Source organism: Bradyrhizobium centrosematis, assembly GCF_045571495.1.
GTDB lineage: Bacteria > Pseudomonadota > Alphaproteobacteria > Rhizobiales > Xanthobacteraceae > Bradyrhizobium > Bradyrhizobium centrosematis.
In genome coordinates, this window is sequence record NZ_CP120703.1 from 5,833,356 (window position 1) to 5,848,039 (window position 14,684).

The 14,684-nt window shown below is 65.2% G+C and carries 14 protein-coding genes; 4 read left to right on the forward strand and 10 right to left on the reverse strand.

The features are described from left to right. Positions 1-69: 69 nt before the first annotated feature. On the reverse strand, positions 70-588 hold the full coding sequence (locus P6U31_RS27890) for a cupin domain-containing protein (protein WP_100176376.1): 519 nt from the start codon (positions 586-588) through the stop codon (positions 70-72). A gap of 128 nt (positions 589-716) precedes the next feature. Between P6U31_RS27890 and P6U31_RS27895 the strand changes: the two genes are divergently transcribed. Then, the gene (locus P6U31_RS27895) at positions 717-935 is read left to right on the forward strand and encodes a CsbD family protein (protein ID WP_407184944.1); all 219 of its coding nucleotides are present in this window, start codon (positions 717-719) and stop codon (positions 933-935) included. Between the two features lie 135 nt (positions 936-1,070). Here P6U31_RS27895 and P6U31_RS27900 read toward each other — a convergent pair whose 3' ends face one another. The 5 genes from P6U31_RS27900 to ggt all read right to left on the reverse strand — a co-directional run bounded on the left by P6U31_RS27900 (position 1,071) and on the right by ggt (position 7,276). Further along, positions 1,071-1,535 carry an FKBP-type peptidyl-prolyl cis-trans isomerase gene (locus tag P6U31_RS27900; RefSeq protein WP_407184945.1) on the reverse strand — a complete coding sequence of 155 codons (465 nt, stop codon included), beginning with the start codon at positions 1,533-1,535 and terminating at the stop codon, positions 1,071-1,073. 60 nt (positions 1,536-1,595) lie between these two features. After that, a complete protein-coding gene (locus P6U31_RS27905) occupies positions 1,596-3,887 on the reverse strand; it encodes a xanthine dehydrogenase family protein molybdopterin-binding subunit (protein WP_407184946.1) in 2,292 nt (763 codons plus the stop codon). A gap of 2 nt (positions 3,888-3,889) precedes the next feature. Then, positions 3,890-4,906 carry an FAD binding domain-containing protein gene (locus P6U31_RS27910; RefSeq protein ID WP_407184947.1) on the reverse strand — a complete coding sequence of 339 codons (1,017 nt, stop codon included), beginning with the start codon at positions 4,904-4,906 and terminating at the stop codon, positions 3,890-3,892. A gap of 4 nt (positions 4,907-4,910) precedes the next feature. Then, positions 4,911-5,525, reverse strand: coding sequence for a (2Fe-2S)-binding protein (locus P6U31_RS27915; RefSeq protein WP_407184948.1), 615 nt, complete (start codon positions 5,523-5,525; stop codon positions 4,911-4,913). A 164-nt stretch (positions 5,526-5,689) separates the two neighbouring features. Continuing rightward, entirely contained in the window at positions 5,690-7,276 is a 1,587-nt protein-coding gene (gene ggt / locus P6U31_RS27920; RefSeq protein ID WP_407184949.1) for a gamma-glutamyltransferase, read from the reverse strand. Between the two features lie 196 nt (positions 7,277-7,472). On the opposite strand from ggt, the gene P6U31_RS27925 reads away from it, so the two are divergent. Then, positions 7,473-8,240, forward strand: coding sequence for a rhodanese-related sulfurtransferase (locus P6U31_RS27925; RefSeq protein ID WP_407184950.1), 768 nt, complete (start codon positions 7,473-7,475; stop codon positions 8,238-8,240). Next, entirely contained in the window at positions 8,230-8,448 is a 219-nt protein-coding gene (locus P6U31_RS27930) for a SlyX family protein (RefSeq protein ID WP_271589828.1), read from the forward strand. Before P6U31_RS27925 ends, P6U31_RS27930 begins: the two co-directional genes overlap by 11 nt. A gap of 6 nt (positions 8,449-8,454) precedes the next feature. Here the strand turns inward: P6U31_RS27930 and P6U31_RS27935 are convergent, their stop codons facing one another. Beyond that, positions 8,455-10,359 (reverse strand): diguanylate cyclase, encoded by a 1,905-nt coding sequence (locus P6U31_RS27935; RefSeq protein ID WP_407184951.1) that lies wholly within the window; start codon positions 10,357-10,359, stop codon positions 8,455-8,457. A gap of 173 nt (positions 10,360-10,532) precedes the next feature. Then, entirely contained in the window at positions 10,533-10,748 is a 216-nt protein-coding gene (locus tag P6U31_RS27940; protein WP_407184952.1) for a hypothetical protein, read from the reverse strand. A gap of 106 nt (positions 10,749-10,854) precedes the next feature. Between P6U31_RS27940 and hemE the strand changes: the two genes are divergently transcribed. After that, positions 10,855-11,889 (forward strand): uroporphyrinogen decarboxylase, encoded by a 1,035-nt coding sequence (gene hemE / locus P6U31_RS27945; RefSeq protein WP_407184953.1) that lies wholly within the window; start codon positions 10,855-10,857, stop codon positions 11,887-11,889. A 150-nt stretch (positions 11,890-12,039) separates the two neighbouring features. Here the strand turns inward: hemE and hemC are convergent, their stop codons facing one another. Next, a complete protein-coding gene (gene hemC, locus P6U31_RS27950) occupies positions 12,040-13,020 on the reverse strand; it encodes a hydroxymethylbilane synthase (RefSeq protein WP_407184954.1) in 981 nt (326 codons plus the stop codon). Positions 13,021-13,046: 26 nt separating this feature from the next. After that, complete coding sequence (locus P6U31_RS27955; protein WP_407184955.1) at positions 13,047-14,672, reverse strand: GMC family oxidoreductase; 1,626 nt, start codon at positions 14,670-14,672, stop codon at positions 13,047-13,049. Positions 14,673-14,684 lie beyond the last annotated feature (12 nt).

A 14,684-nucleotide genomic window follows, 5' to 3' on the forward strand; every position in this document is an offset into this window, starting at 1 on the left:
GCTTCCGAAATTTTTTTCAGCCCTTCGCTTGCCCGGGTCTGTCGTGGCGGCCCTGGCGAGCCGTCAAACCTACTTCTTCTCGTTCGGGTCCCGATGCACCGGATCGATCCACAGCACGGTTTCGGGCTTCTCGACCGGCTCGATGTCGAGGTTGATCGCCACCGCCTCGCCGTCGCTGCGCACCAGCACGCATTCCAGCACCTCGTCCGGGCTGGCGTTGATCTCCTGGTGCGGCACGTAAGGCGGGACGAAAATGAAATCGCCGGGGCCGGCCTCGGCGGTGAATTGCAGGCTCTCGCCCCAGCGCATCCGCGCCTTGCCTTTGACGACATAGATAACGCTCTCGAGATGGCCGTGGTGATGCGCGCCGGTCTTGGCGTCAGGCTTGATGCTGACCGTGCCGGCCCACAATTTCTGCGCGCCGACACGGGCGAAATTGATGGCGGCGGCACGGTCCATGCCTGCCGTCGACGGCACGTTGGTGTCGAGCTGATTGCCGGGAATGACGCGCACGCCGTCATGTTTCCAGCGATCATCATGATGATGATCGTGATCATGGTGGGAGTGCGAATGGTCATGACCGGTCATGGGACTTGCTTCCTGTTGGTTCCTTGCGCGGCAAACTAACCCGAAGCGGCGCCCGCGAGCCATACCAAATTCGGAACCCTCGTAGCTGCGGGACGTTGTCTTTGCGAGCAAGATGAAAGGAGAGTTTCATGGGCAGCACGACCGACAAGATCAAGGGCACGACCAACGAGGCGATCGGCAAGGCCAAGCAGGGCATCGGTGAGGCCACCGGATCCGATCGCATGAAGGGCGAAGGCGTGGTCCAGGAAGTGAAGGGCAAGGGCCAGCAGGCCATGGGCGATGCCAAGGACGCCGCCAAGGATGCGATCGATCGCGCCGCTGCTGGCGCAAAGCGCGCGGCGGAATGACGCGGGGCAAGTTGAAAGCAAAAGACCGGCCGAAAGGCCGGTCTTTTTGTTTGTCCGGGGCGCGAAGAGCCGAACCCGGAATCTCGAGATTCCGGGTCTGGTCCTTCGGACCATCCCGGAATGACGGCTGCGCCGTCACTTCACCGCGAGCAATTCCACATCGAACATCAGCGTCGCGTTCGGCGGGATCACACCGCCGGCGCCGCGCGCGCCGTAGCCGAGCTGCGGCGGGATGATGAGCGTGCGCTTGCCGCCGACCTTCATGGTGGCAACGCCCTCGTCCCAGCCGGCGATGACGCGACCCTTGCCGATCGGGAATTCGAACGGCTCCTTGCGATCGACGGAGCTATCGAATTTCTTGCCCTTCTGGCCGTTCTCGTAAAGCCAGCCGGTATAGTGCATCACGCAGATCTGGCCGGGCTGCGGCGAGGCACCGGTGCCGACGGTGGAATCGATGATCTGCAAGCCTGAAGCTGTGGTCATGGTCTTTCCTGCGGTCTGGGCCGAGGCCGTGGTGGAAACGAAATGCGACACGCCGGCGATCACGGTAATCGCGAGCGCCGACATCAGGGCGAGGAGCGCGCGCTGAAAACGCTGCATAAGGCACCTTCCGTTTGGGGCGGAAGGTGTCTAGCGCAACGCGAGAGAGGTTTCCACCCCTCACGCTTCGATATTTTCCAGCCGGACCGGGAGCTTGCGGATGCGCTGGCCCGTGGCGTGATAGATCGCATTGCAGATCGCCGCATTGGTGCCGACATTGGCGAGCTCGCCGATGCCCTTCGCGCCGACGGGATTGATGTGATCATCCTGCTCGGACAGCAAAATGACCTCGACGTCGGGCACGTCCGCATTCACAGGCACGAGGTAGTCGGCGAGATTGTCGTTGACGTAGCGCGCATTGCGTTCGTCGATCTCCGTCGCCTCCAGCAGCGCCGACGACATGCCCCAGATCAGTCCGCCCATCAGCTGGCTGCGCGCGGTACGCGGGTTCATGATGCGGCCCGCAGCGAAGGCGCCGACGAGGCGGGGGCAGCGGATCTCGTGCGTGAAGCGGTTGACGCGGACCTCGACGAATTCCGCGCCGAACGCATAGGCGATCTGGTCCTTCATCGCGTGGCCGCCCACGAGCCGCACCTGCCCGCTATGCAGGGCCCGGAAAGAATCCAGCGGCGCGTCTTCCGGCTTCCACTCGCCATATTCCTCGACGACGCCGACACCGAGTGCGTCGAACGCCTTCTGCAGGTCGAGCGGACGGTCCCCCTTCGCCGCCTGCGTGGCCGGTGTCTGGCCGATGCCAACGGTCTCCTTAGCCTTGTCGGTCAGGCTTTGCCCCGGCATCTCCGCCTTGAACAGACGCTGCCGGATCTGATCGCACACCATCATGACGGCCGAGCAGGTGCTGGCCGTCGAGTTCGAGCCTCCCGCGACGGGCGCCGGCGGCAGGTCGCTGTCGCCGATGAAGACGGCAACCTTCTCGAGCGGTACGCCGAGCCTTTCGGCTGCCGTTTGAGCAATAACGGTGTAGGCGCCAGTCCCGATCTCGTGGCCGGCAATCTCGACGCGGGTGCGGCCATCGCGCTGCAGCCGTACGCGCGCTGCGGCGGGTCCCATCTGGGTCGGATAGCAGGTGGCGGCACAGCCATAGCCGATCAACCAGTCCCCGTCCGACATCGACCTCGGCTGCGGCGAGCGCTGCGCCCAGCCGAACGCCTTGGCGGCCTCGTCGAAACAGGCCATCAGCGCGCGCGAGGTGTAGGGCTTGCCACTGATGGGCTCGTTGGTGGTATCGTTGATACGGCGGAGCTCGACCGGATCCATGTTCAGCTTGACCGCGAGCTCGTCCATCGCACTCTCCAGCGCGAACAGGTATGGCACCTCCGGTGGCGAGCGCATGAAGCCGGGCGTGTTGCGGTCGGCGCGCACGATCGAGACGAGGCTGGCGACATTGGGACAGGCATAGAGCCGCGTCGTCGTCTTGGTGCCGCCGACGCAATAGGCGTCGGGCCGTGAAGAGACCTCGGCGCCCTCATGTCTGAGCGCGACCAGCTTGCCGTCGCGACGCGCACCAAGCTTGATCTCGTGGCGGGTCTCCGCACGATAGGTGGCGATGGTAAAGCCCTGATCGCGGGTCGGGACCAGCTTGACCGGCCGGTTCAAACGCTTGGCAATGCCGGCGATGATGGCGGTGCGCGGCGTCATCGATCCGCGCGAGCCGAAGCCGCCGCCGACATAGGGGTTGACCACGCGCACCTTGTCGGCGTCGATGCCGAGCTGCTCGGCAACGCCGTGCTTCAGGCCGTGGACGAACTGGCTCGGCTCGTAGATGACGAGATTGTCGCCCATCCACGCGCAGCTCGTGGAGAACAGCTCCATCGGATTATGATGCTGCGTCGGCGTCTCGTAGGAGGCGGTCAGCTTGACCTCGGCTTCGTCGAACGCCTTGGTGAAATCGCCCACGTTCGGGTCTTCCTTGAACTGGGCATTCTGCCCCTTCGCGGGCGCCGTGGTCGTCCCTGGCGAGTCGAAGGTCGCGCTTGGGGTGGTGGCGGTGTAGCTGACCTTGACGCGATTGGCGGCCTCGCGCGCCGCCTCGTAGGTTTCGGCAATGACCACCGCGATGATCTGGCCGTCATGGGCGATGTCGGCCGATTTCAGCGGCTGGATCGTCGTGCCCGCATAGCCGCCATTGCTGAAGAGCTTGGAGTCCTTCAGCTTCGGCGCGTTCTCATGGGTGACGATGTCGATCACGCCGCGCACGCGCCTTGCGTCCTCGAGATCGAAGCTGTCGATCCGTCCCTTGGCGATCGCGCTGGTGACGAGGAACGCGTAGGCGGGGTCCGGGAGCGGCATGTCGGACGCATAGGTCGCGCGTCCCGTCACCTTTACGACCGCGTCATAGCGCGGCACAGGCTGGCCCATGTTCGTCTTCGGCTCGGGAGCAGCAGCGGTCATGATCAGACCTCCATCGTTACGGCCTGTTGGAGCGCATGGGCCACGACGCGCTTGCCGAGCGCGATCTTGAAGCCGTTGTGCCGGCGCCCCTTGGCGCCTGCGAAAGCGGCGTCGGCAACGCTCTGCGCCAGGCCGTCGTCGAATTTCTGTCCTTTCAACAGCGCCTCCGCCTCGCGCGCCCGCCAGGGCACAGTGGCGACACCACCGAGCGCGACGCGCGCGTCCCGGATCGTGCCGTCCTGCAGGTCGAGCGCGACCGCAGCCGAGGACAGCGCAAACTCATAGGACTGCCGGTCGCGCGCCTTGAGATAAACCGAACGGGGCCAGCGTCCGGAAATGGAGAACGCGGAGATCAGCTCACCCGGCTGCAGCGTGGTCTCGATATCCGGCGTGTTGCCGGGCGCCTTGTGCAGCTGGGCAAACGGCAGGCTCCGGACCCCGGATTTTCCGGTGATTTCGACCGTTGCATCCAGCGCAATCAGCGCCTGCGCGAAATCGCCGGGATAGGTCGCGATGCACTGGTCGGAGACGCCGAGCACCGCATGCATGCGGTTGACGCCGTCCATGGCGGCGCAGCCGGAGCCGGGATTGCGCTTGTTGCAATTCTCGTAGGACACATCGCGGAAATAGCTGCAACGCGTTCGCTGCATCACGTTGCCGCCGAGCGTCGCCATATTGCGCAATTGGGCGCTGGCCGCAAGCTTCAGGGAATTGGCGATCACCGGATAGTTGCGCTGGATTTCCTCATTCGCGGCGACATCCGACATCTTCGCGAGCGCGCCGAGGCGCACGCCATCGCCGCTCGGCTCGATCGCCGACCAGCCGCGCGCGAGCGGATTGATGTCGACGATCGCGGCAGGCCGCATCACGTCGAGCTTCATCAGGTCGATCAGCGTAGTGCCGCCCGCCAGCGGCTGCGCGAGGGCCTGTGGTAGAGGAATGTTCGCGGCCGCCGCGGCACCGAGCGCCTGCACGGCCATATCGGGGTCTGTTGCCCTTTGATACGAAAACGGTCGCATGCGCCTAGCCTTTCATGATCTCGGGCGCGGCCTGCTTCACCGCGGCGACGATGTTGGGATAGGCGGCACAACGGCAGATGTTGCCGCTCATATATTCGCGGATGTCGGCCTCGCTGTTGGCATGGCCTTCCTTGACGCAGCCGACGGCCGACATGATCTGGCCCGGCGTGCAATAGCCGCACTGGAACGCGTCGTTATCGATGAAGGCCTGCTGCATCGGATGCAAGCGTTCGTCGGTGGCAAGCCCCTCGATCGTCGTGATCTCCTGCCCCTCGGTCGCGAGCGCGAGCGTCAGGCACGATACCACGCGCCGGTCGCCAATCAGCACCGTGCAGGCGCCACATTGGCCATGATCGCAGCCCTTCTTGCTGCCGGTGAGCTTGAGATGTTCACGCAACGCATCGAGCACCGTGGTGCGCGCGTCGATGTGCAGGCGCTTGTCCTTGCCGTTGACCCGCAACGTGACATCGACGGGAAGGGCCGCGTCCTGTGCAACCGGCGCTCTGGCCTCCTCTGCAGTCGCGCGCGCCGTGAGCGGGACGAGCGCGCTGCCGGCCGCCCCGGCCATGAAGGCACGCCGATCGAATACTGATTGTTTGGAACCTGATGTGCCGGACATCGACGCCTCCGCCGCTGATCCTCAAAGCAGCGCACGCCTGCACCGCCCATCGCCCCTTAACCTGAAGCAATGAGCTCCGTTCCGAAAGAAAAGGGCGATGCAGCAAATGCCGCATCGCCCTTCGTCAACTTTTCCTGATCTGGCGCCGGGAACTGGCGCTACGATCAATAACCCAACGCGCAGCCATCCTTGCGCGGATCGGAACCGCCGGTGAGCGTGCCCTTGTCCCAATCGATCCAGATCGCCTGGGCGCCGCCGAGCGGGCCAACCACGCTGGTGGTCTTGTGGCCGAGCTTCTTCAGGCCTTCGACGATTGCGGCCGGCACACTGTCCTCGAGCTGATACTGGCCCTCGTAGTGCAGGCCGCGCGGCATGTCGATCGCCTCCTGCACGTCGCAGCCGTAATCGAGGATGTTGGTCAGCACGTGGGTCTGACCGACCGGCTGATACTGTCCGCCCATCACCGCGAACGGCATCACGGAGCGGCCGGCCTTGGTGAGCAGGCTCGGCATGATCGTGTGCAGCGGACGCTTGCCGCCGGCGATGCAGTTGGGGTGCCCCGGCTGGATGCGGAAGCCGCCGGCGCGGTTCTGGAACAAGACGCCGGTCTTGCTGGAGACGATCGCCGAGCCGAAAGAATGAGCGATCGAGTTGATGAACGAGCAGACGTTACGGTCCTTGTCCACGACGGTGATGTAGATCGTCGATGGGTTCATCGGCGGCGCCACGTTGGGCAGATCGAGCATCCCGTCCATACGGATCTTGGCGATGTGCTCGTCGCAGAACTCCTTCGCGAGGATCTTGGCGACCTCGATCTGCATGTGCTCGGGATCGGCGACATGCAGCTCGCGATGCATGTAGGCGATGCGCGCGGCTTCCGCCTCAAGATGGAAGCGCTCGACGCTGAGCGGCGCATATTTCGTCAGGTCGAACCGCGACAGGATGTTCAGCATCAGCAGCATGGTGAGGCCGGGCCCGTTCGGCGGGCACTGCCAGACGTCGTAGCCTTTGTACATCGTGCCGATCGGCGTCGTGGTCTCGGTGGTGTGCGCGGCGAAATCGTCGAGCGTATGCAGGCCGCCGATGCCGCGCAGAGTCTCGACCATGTCTTCCGCGATCGGGCCCTTGTAGAAGGCATCGCGGCCGTCCTTGGCGATTGCGCGCAGGGTCTTGCCGAGCTCGACCTGGCGGATGACGTCGCCGGCCACCGGTGGCTTGCCGCCCGGTAACAGATAACGCACGGTGTTGGTGCCGGCCTTCAGCTTCTCGAACTGATTCTTCCAGTCGAAGGCGATGCGGGGGGCGACGACATAGCCTTCTTCGGCCGCCTTGATCGCGGGCTGGAGCAGCCGGTCGAAGCCGAACTTGCCGTGATCGCGCAAGACGGTCGCGAAGGCATCGACCACGCCGGGGATCGAGACCGCATGCGCCGAAGTCAACGGCACGGAGTTGATCTTGCGCTCGAGATACCAGTCGGCATTCGCCGCCTTCGGTGCGCGGCCGGAGCCGTTATAGGCGACGATCTTGCCTTCGCCGCGCGGCTGGACCAGCGCGAAACAGTCGCCGCCGATGCCGGTCGATTGCGGCTCGATCACGCCGAGCACGGCCGAGCCTGCCACGGCGGCATCCACCGCCGTGCCGCCCTCGCGCAGCACCTCGATCGCCGCGAGCGAGGCCAGCGGGTGCGAGGTCGCAACCATTGCGTTGGTGGCGTGGACCGTGGACCTGCCGGGAAAATGGAAGTTTCTCATCGAATTCTGCTCTCTTGGCCGTGGACGCAGATGTTGCGCCATCTCGGAAAAACCCGGTCTACATGGCACATTCCCGCCCGCCGGGGCAATGCTGGCATACCAGGAAAATGCCTGCCATCCGCGGAGCGTATAGACCTTTCGAGACCCGCGGCCATGCGGGTTTTCTGAGCGGCAGTCGCCTGCTAAACGAGCCGCCATGCCTGATCCGAATTCGCTCACCAAGGTCGCCGCCTTCTACCAATTTGCCGCCCTCCCGGATTACCGCGAGCTGCGCGAGCCGCTGCGCGCATTCTGCGCCGGCCTTGAGCTGAAGGGCAGCGTGCTGCTGGCGCAGGAGGGCATCAACGGCACGCTCGCCGGAGCGCCGGCAGCGATCGACGCCCTCGCCCGTGAGCTGGCGCATGGCGAGATGTTCGGCGGCAGGCTGAACAATCTCGAATTGAAATTCTCGACGGCCGAGAAAATGCCGTTCGGACGGCTCAAGGTGCGGCTGAAGAAGGAGATTGTCACGCTCGGTGATGCGGCGGCCGATCCGGCCCGTCAGGTCGGCACCTATGTCGATGCCAGCGAGTGGAACGCACTGATCTCGGCACCGGATACGCTGCTGCTCGACACCCGCAATGCCTTCGAGGTGGCGATGGGCACATTCGAAGGCGCGGTCGATCCCGGCATCAGGAGCTTTGGCCAGTTCAAGGATTTTGCCGCAATCGCGCTCGATCCCGCCAAGCACCGCAGGATCGCGATGTTCTGCACCGGCGGCATCCGCTGCGAGAAGGCGAGCGCGCATCTGCTCGCGCGCGGCTTTGCCGAGGTCTATCACCTCAAGGGCGGCATCCTTAGATATCTGGAAGAGGTGCCGGAGGCGCAGAGCCGCTGGCGCGGCGAATGCTTCGTGTTCGACGAGCGCGTCGCGCTCGGCCACGGTTTGCGCGAGCGGAACAAGGACGTAACGCGTGACGAATGAGATCAAGACGTTGGGCGAGCGCATCGACACGCTGGAGACGCGGCTCGCCTATCAGGACGACACGATCGAGACGCTGAACCAGACCATCACCGCACAGTGGAAGCAGATCGATCTGCTGACGCGGAAGATCGCAGAACTCGGCGAGCGGCTGCGGGAGGCCGAGGCCAATGCGCCTGGCCCCGCCAACGAGCCTCCACCGCATTACTGAGCGCTGCTACTGGCCGGACGCCTTGGGCAGCAGGTTCATGACCTCGCCGGACATCATCAGGCGGTCGCGGCCTGCATCCTTGGCGGCATAGAGCGCACGGTCGGCAGCTTCGACCAGCGAGGTGACCCCGGCCGTTCGCTCCAGCGCCGGCCGGCAAGTCGCACCGCCCACCGAGACGGTGACGCGCCCGGATGCCAGATTGCTGCTGTGAACGAGGCCCGCCGCGTGAATGGCCGCGCGAATCCGCTCGCCGACCAGGGCACAGCCGGCGGCATCGGTGTTCGGCAGCAGCATGGCGAATTCCTCCCCGCCGTAGCGCGCCGCGAGATCGCCGGCGCGCTGCGTCTCGGCCGCGATGATCTTTGCCACGAGGCGCAGGCAGGCATCGCCGGCGGGATGGCCGTATTCGTCGTTATAGGCCTTGAAGTGATCGACATCGATCATCAGCAAAGCGAGGCTGGAGCGGTCGCGATAGGCTCGCGCCCATTCTTCCCTGAGCCGGTCGTCGAAGCGGCGGCGATTGGCAAGGCCGGTGAGGCTGTCCTCGATCGCAAGCGTCTCGAGCCTGGTTTCCAGCTTCTTGTGCTCGGTGATGTCGCGGGAGATTGCAACGACGCCGTCGACGCGGCCATTGTCCTTGCGCGTCACCCGCATGGTCGATTCCAGCCAGACTTCGCCGTTCTCCCGGTGCGCGTTGCGGTAGGTGAGACGCGCCTCCTCACGCTCGCCGCGCTTCATGGCGTCGACAATCGCCTGGACCTCCGGCAGATCCTCCGGATTGATGCCTGCCAGCGCCGGCGTGCCGATTAATTGGTTGGCTCGCCAGCCGACGACGCGCACGGAGGAAGGCGAGACATAGCGCAGCCGCTCGTCGAGCCCGATACGGGTTACCATGTCGCTGGAGCCTTCTGCGAGCAGGCGGAAATGCGCCTCCTTCTCGATCAGGGCCGCAGCCATGTGCTGGCCGCGCTGCAACTGCCGCACCAGCACGGCGCCGATGACCGCAATCAGCATCACCAGCGCGAGCACGTAAAGCATGCGGGAGATTGCCGCAGCGCGCCAAGGCGCGAGCAACTCGTCCTTGTCGACGGTGGCGAGCAGAAGGAGGGGGAAGCGGCTGCTGCGCTTGAAGAAGCTGACGCGCTCGACCCCGTCCAGCGACGACTTGAAATGATAGGCGCCGCTCGGCCGTTGCAAGCCGGCGTCGCGCAACAACGGCTTGTCGGAAACGCTGCGTCCAACGAATGTCTCATTGCTTGGGTTGCGTGCGATGATCAGGCCGTCGCCATGTGTGAGCGATACCGAGCTGTTGCGGCCGATCTCGAACTGCTCGTAGAAGTGCGCAAGATAATTCGAGCTGATGGTGGCGAGCACGACGCCACCGAAGCTGCCGTCCGGCTTGTTGAAGCGGCGCGACAAGGTAACCACCCACTCGCCTTCGAGGAGGCTCTTCACGGGACGGCCGACATGGGCCTCCCGTTTCGGGGAGAGCTGATGATAGCGGAAGAACGCATCGTCGCTGAGCGTCGAGCCGATCGTGCCGGGCGAGGTCAGCCAGTTGCCCTGATCGTCGATGATGGCGAAGCTGTTGATGCGCGGGACGGCCTTCCTGCGCGCCTCCATGACCTTGCCGAGCTTGGCGACGGTGATGGGGTCGGTGCCGTCCATCTCGAGCCGGCTGACGACGCCGACGACGCCGGAATCCAGGAGATCGAAGCTGTCCTCGGCATGCTGCGTCAGCGAACGGGCGAGGTTCGCCATCTCGGTCTCGGCGCCCCGGAGCACCGCATCGCGCGCGGCCCATTCGCGCCAGCCACTGACGCCGAGAATGGTCGCACAGGTCAACACGACGAACGCCGCCGCGCGCAGCGGCAGGCGGCTCCATCCGGCTCGTTGGGTAGCAGCGCTCATGCGGCAGAGTTCTCCGATGTCCCGGAACCTCTGCCGCTTCTATTAGTGAACTCTGAAATCGCTACCCCAATACGCAGCGATCTCTCGGTTTTCCAGTAGTCCTACGGACGCCGCGATCAGCGCATCGCTAACAAGGTATTAGCAAGCCGATCGGAATCCGGCGCCGCGTTCCGCTAGCTGAAGATGGCCTTGACCTTGTCCCAGAGCGAAGGATGGTCGGCATCCGCATCGGCCTTCGAGGGCGTCGGCTGGGCCGCGCTCACGGGATCAGACGCCGGAAAGGTGTCCTTCAGCCCGGCGTCGAGCTTGGAGTGCCGATCGGCGGCGAGCGCCTCGTGCAGATCGTCGGCGTGCTTGTCGTGCGGCGCGGGATTGAATGTCTCAGCCATGATCTCCTCCATTGGCTGGTCAACGCGGCCCGATAGCGCTGGTTCCCCTGTTCCGCTGAGGGCCGAGGCGGTGTATCAGGAGCCATAACCCTGGTCAGGACCGTTCGTGCCCCAATCTGCAAATAAGCCCTTCATCGACGTGCTCTCCGGCCAGCGCCAGAGCATCCCGCCCATGTGGATGATGCGGCAGGCCGGCCGCTATCTGCCGGAATATCGCGAGGTGCGCGCCAAGGCCGGCGGCTTCCTCGATCTCTGCTTCAACCCGGAGCTTGCGGCCGAGGTGACGCTGCAGCCGATCCGCAGGTTCGGCCTCGATGCCGCGATCATCTTCTCGGACATTCTCGTCGTCCCCTACGCGCTCGGGCGCTCGGTGCGGTTCGAGGTCGGCGAGGGCCCGCGGCTGGATCCGCTGGATGATCCCGCCAAGGTCGCGACGCTCGCCGCGCACGCCGATTTCGGCAAGCTCGAACCGGTGTTCGAAGCGCTCCGGATCGTGCGCGGGGCGCTCGATCCGAAGGTCGCGCTGATCGGCTTCTGCGGCGCACCGTGGACGGTCGCGACCTACATGGTCGCCGGCCAGGGCACGCCCGACCAGGCACCGGCACGGATGATGGCCTACCGCGATCCGGAAGCGTTTTCGAAAATCATCGACGTGCTGGTCGAGAGCTCCATTCAATATCTGCTGGCGCAGCTCGAAGCCGGCGCCAATGCCTTGCAGATCTTCGACACCTGGGCCGGCGTGCTGCCGCCGGCCGAATTTTCGCGCTGGTCGGTCGAGCCGACGCGGCGCATCGTCGAAGGCGTGCGGGCCAGGGTGCCGGATGCCAAGATCATCGGCTTTCCGCGCGGCGCCGGCGCGCTGCTGCCGGCCTATGTCGAAGCGACCGGCGTCAATGCGGTCAGCATCGACTGGACCGCGGAGCCGGCCTTCATCCGCGAGCGCGTGCAGAGCAAGGTCGCCGTGCAGGGCAATCTCGATCCGCTGGTCTTGATCACGGGGGGCGCTGCGCTCGACCGCGCGGTCGACAACGTGCTGGCCAATTTTGCGCAGGGACGGCTGATCTTCAACCTCGGCCACGGCATCCAGCCGGAAACGCCGATCGCCCATGTCGAACGGATGATCAAGCGCGTGCGGGGCTGATTCGTCCCGCCCTCGAAGGGGGCGGAAATAGAAAACGCGAAAACAACCCCATGCACAGTAGACAAGTCATTGAAAAGGCTGGGCCGGCATGACGCGGCTCAGACGCGCGTTTGACGTGTCGGGCAAAACAGGTGGTGCCCGCAACAAGCCTTAGCGCGGCCGGCTGCGCTCGATGATCTCGGCGGCGCCCTTGCCCAGCAGATCCAACCCCACCGCCCGGCCGAGCTCGCGCGGGCGGTCGGCGGGCCCCGTACGCGAGGCTTCGATGATGGTGTTGCCGGAGAGGTCGAGCACGGATGCGGTGAGCGACATCTGATCGCCGGTGATGGTCGAGAAGCCCGCCACCGGCGAATTGCAGTGGCCGTTCAGCACCCACAACACCTCGCGCTCGGCATCCGCAGAGGCATGCGCGGCTGGATCGTCGATCGATGACAGGATTTGTCGCGTTTGCCAGTCCTGCGCTGCGCATTCGACCGCGACGATGCCCTGCCCCGCGGCGGGAAGCATCTCGGCAGGGGTGAATTCATAGGCGATGCGGCTTGCAAGACCGACGCGGTCGAGGCCCGACCGCGCCATGATCAGCGCATCGGCCGGGCCGACGGCGCCGCCATCCGGCAGGCGCTGCTTCTCGCCATTGTCGAGCTTTCGCACGCGCGTGTCGGCCGCGCCGCGGAAGTGGATCACCTCGACGTCGGGGAACAGCCGCCGCGCATAGGCGGCACGGCGCACCGCGTTGGTGCCGATCTTGAACCCCTTGCCGCCGGACTGGCGCAGCGCCTGCAATGTCACGCCATCGCGCAGCACCAGCGCATCCCCCGGCGGATCTCGCGACAGCGTGGCGCCGATGACGAGGCCCGGCGTGTCCTCATTGCCGGGCATGTCCTTCAGCGAGTGCATCGCCGCCTGCAATTCGCCCGAGCGCACGGCGGCCCGGATCTGCGCCACGAAGGCCCCGCCCTTGCCGCCATGGGGCAGCAGCTTGCTGGTCTGGTCGAGATCGCCTGATGTGTCGAACTTGACGATCTCGACGTCGAGACCGGGCACGGCGGCGGTCAGGCGGCGCGCGATCTCTTCCGTCTGTGCCAGCGCCATCGCGCTCTTGCGGGTGCCGATCTTCAGTCGCGTAGCCAAGCTGTTGTCCTTTCGGTGCGCGCGGATTAGCGCGCATCCTGCAATATCATATCGGAGGCCTTTTCGGCGATCATGATGATCGGCGCGTTGGTGTTCCCCGACACGAGATCCGGCATGATCGAGCCGTCGACGACACGGATGCCTTCGAGCCCCCTCACCTTCAGCCGCTGATCGACCACCGCGAGCGCGTCGTTGCCCATACGACAGGTCGAGGTCGGATGGTAGATGGTGCTGCCGCGCTCGCGGCAATAATCCAGGATCTCGGCGTCCGTGGATACCTTCGCGCCGGGATCGTACTCGCTAACGACGAACGGCTTCATCGCCGGTGCATTCAGGATCTTGCGCAGGATCTTGATGCCTTCGACATTGGTGGTGCGGTCGGTCTCGGTTGACATGTAGTTGATCCGGATTTCCGGCGGCACGGTCGGGTCCGCGCTCCGGATGCGCAGGGAACCGCGACTCTCGGGACGGAGCTGGCACACCGACGCCGTGAAGCCGGAGAAGTCGTGCAGCTTCTCGCCCATCTTGTCGGTCGAGAACGGCAGGAAGTGGACCTGGATATCGGGCGAGGCGAGGCGCGGGCTGGTCTTGAAGAACGCGCCCGCGGTGCCGGCCGCGATCGTCAGCCAGCCTTTGCGGAACAGCGCATAGCGCGCGCCGGCCATGGTGCGGCGGAGCGGATGGTTGACGGTGTCGTTGAGCGTGATCTTCTGCGAGCAGCGCATGACGATGCGGACCTGCATGTGGTCCTGCAGGTCGTTACCGACGCCGGCAGCGTCGAGCACCACGTCGATGCCGTGCTTGCGCAACAGGTCGGCGGGACCGACGCCGGAGAGCTGCAGCAGCTGAGGCGAATTGTAGGCGCCGCTCGACAACACGATCTCTCGTCGCGCGCGGGCCCGGCGGAGGGTTGCGCCTTGCCGATATTCAACGCCGACGGCGCGGCGGCCCTCGAACAGCACGCGCTGGCCGAGCGCTGACGTTTCGATCTTGAGATTGCCGCGGCTCTTTGCCGGGCCGAGATAGGCCACCGCCGTCGAAGCACGGCGGCCGTTGCGCGTCGTGGTCTGGAACAGGCCGACGCCCTCCTGCGTGGCGCCGTTGAAGTCGGGATTGTAGGGCAGACCGGTCTCGACCGCAGCGTCGATGAAGGCTTTCGACAGCGGATCGGTCACGATCATGTTGGAGACCGGCAGCGGACCGCCCGTGCCGTGATACTGATCCGCGCCGCGCGACTGATCTTCGGCCCTCTTGAAATAGGGCAGCACGTCGTCATAACCCCAGCCGGTGTTGCCGAGCTGGCGCCAGCGGTCGTAATCCTCGTGCTGGCCGCGGACATAGAGCAGGCCGTTGATCGAGCTCGAGCCGCCGAGCGTCTTGCCGCGCGGCTGAAACACCTGCCGTCCCTTCAGCTCGGGCTCCGGCTCGGTCTGGTACATCCAGTTGACGGACTTCTCCTTGAACAGCTTGCCGTAGCCGAGGGGCACATGGATCCAGATGTTGGAATCCTTTGGACCCGCCTCGAGCAGCAGCACGCTGTGCTTGCCGTTCGCGGAGAGCCGATTGGCGAGCACGCAGCCGGCAGAGCCGGCACCGACGATGATGTAGTCGAATTCGGGATCGGACGGTGTGAGGGCGGAGTTTGCGTTCATGCGCTACTGTTC

Excerpts from the sequence above, each read along its gene's own strand:
- P6U31_RS27890 (WP_100176376.1), bottom strand. The coding sequence starts at position 588 with ATGACCGGTCATGACCATTCGCACTCCCACCATGATCACGATCATCAT.
- P6U31_RS27935 (WP_407184951.1), bottom strand. The coding sequence starts at position 10,359 with ATGAGCGCTGCTACCCAACGAGCCGGATGGAGCCGCCTGCCGCTGCGC.
- P6U31_RS27915 (WP_407184948.1), bottom strand. The coding sequence starts at position 5,525 with ATGTCCGGCACATCAGGTTCCAAACAATCAGTATTCGATCGGCGTGCC.
- P6U31_RS27910 (WP_407184947.1), bottom strand. The coding sequence starts at position 4,906 with ATGCGACCGTTTTCGTATCAAAGGGCAACAGACCCCGATATGGCCGTG.
- ggt (WP_407184949.1), bottom strand. The coding sequence starts at position 7,276 with ATGAGAAACTTCCATTTTCCCGGCAGGTCCACGGTCCACGCCACCAAC.
- P6U31_RS27905 (WP_407184946.1), bottom strand. The coding sequence starts at position 3,887 with ATGACCGCTGCTGCTCCCGAGCCGAAGACGAACATGGGCCAGCCTGTG.
- P6U31_RS27940 (WP_407184952.1), bottom strand. The coding sequence starts at position 10,748 with ATGGCTGAGACATTCAATCCCGCGCCGCACGACAAGCACGCCGACGAT.
- P6U31_RS27895 (WP_407184944.1), top strand. The coding sequence starts at position 717 with ATGGGCAGCACGACCGACAAGATCAAGGGCACGACCAACGAGGCGATC.
- P6U31_RS27925 (WP_407184950.1), top strand. The coding sequence starts at position 7,473 with ATGCCTGATCCGAATTCGCTCACCAAGGTCGCCGCCTTCTACCAATTT.
- P6U31_RS27900 (WP_407184945.1), bottom strand. The coding sequence starts at position 1,535 with ATGCAGCGTTTTCAGCGCGCGCTCCTCGCCCTGATGTCGGCGCTCGCG.
- P6U31_RS27955 (WP_407184955.1), bottom strand. The coding sequence starts at position 14,672 with ATGAACGCAAACTCCGCCCTCACACCGTCCGATCCCGAATTCGACTAC.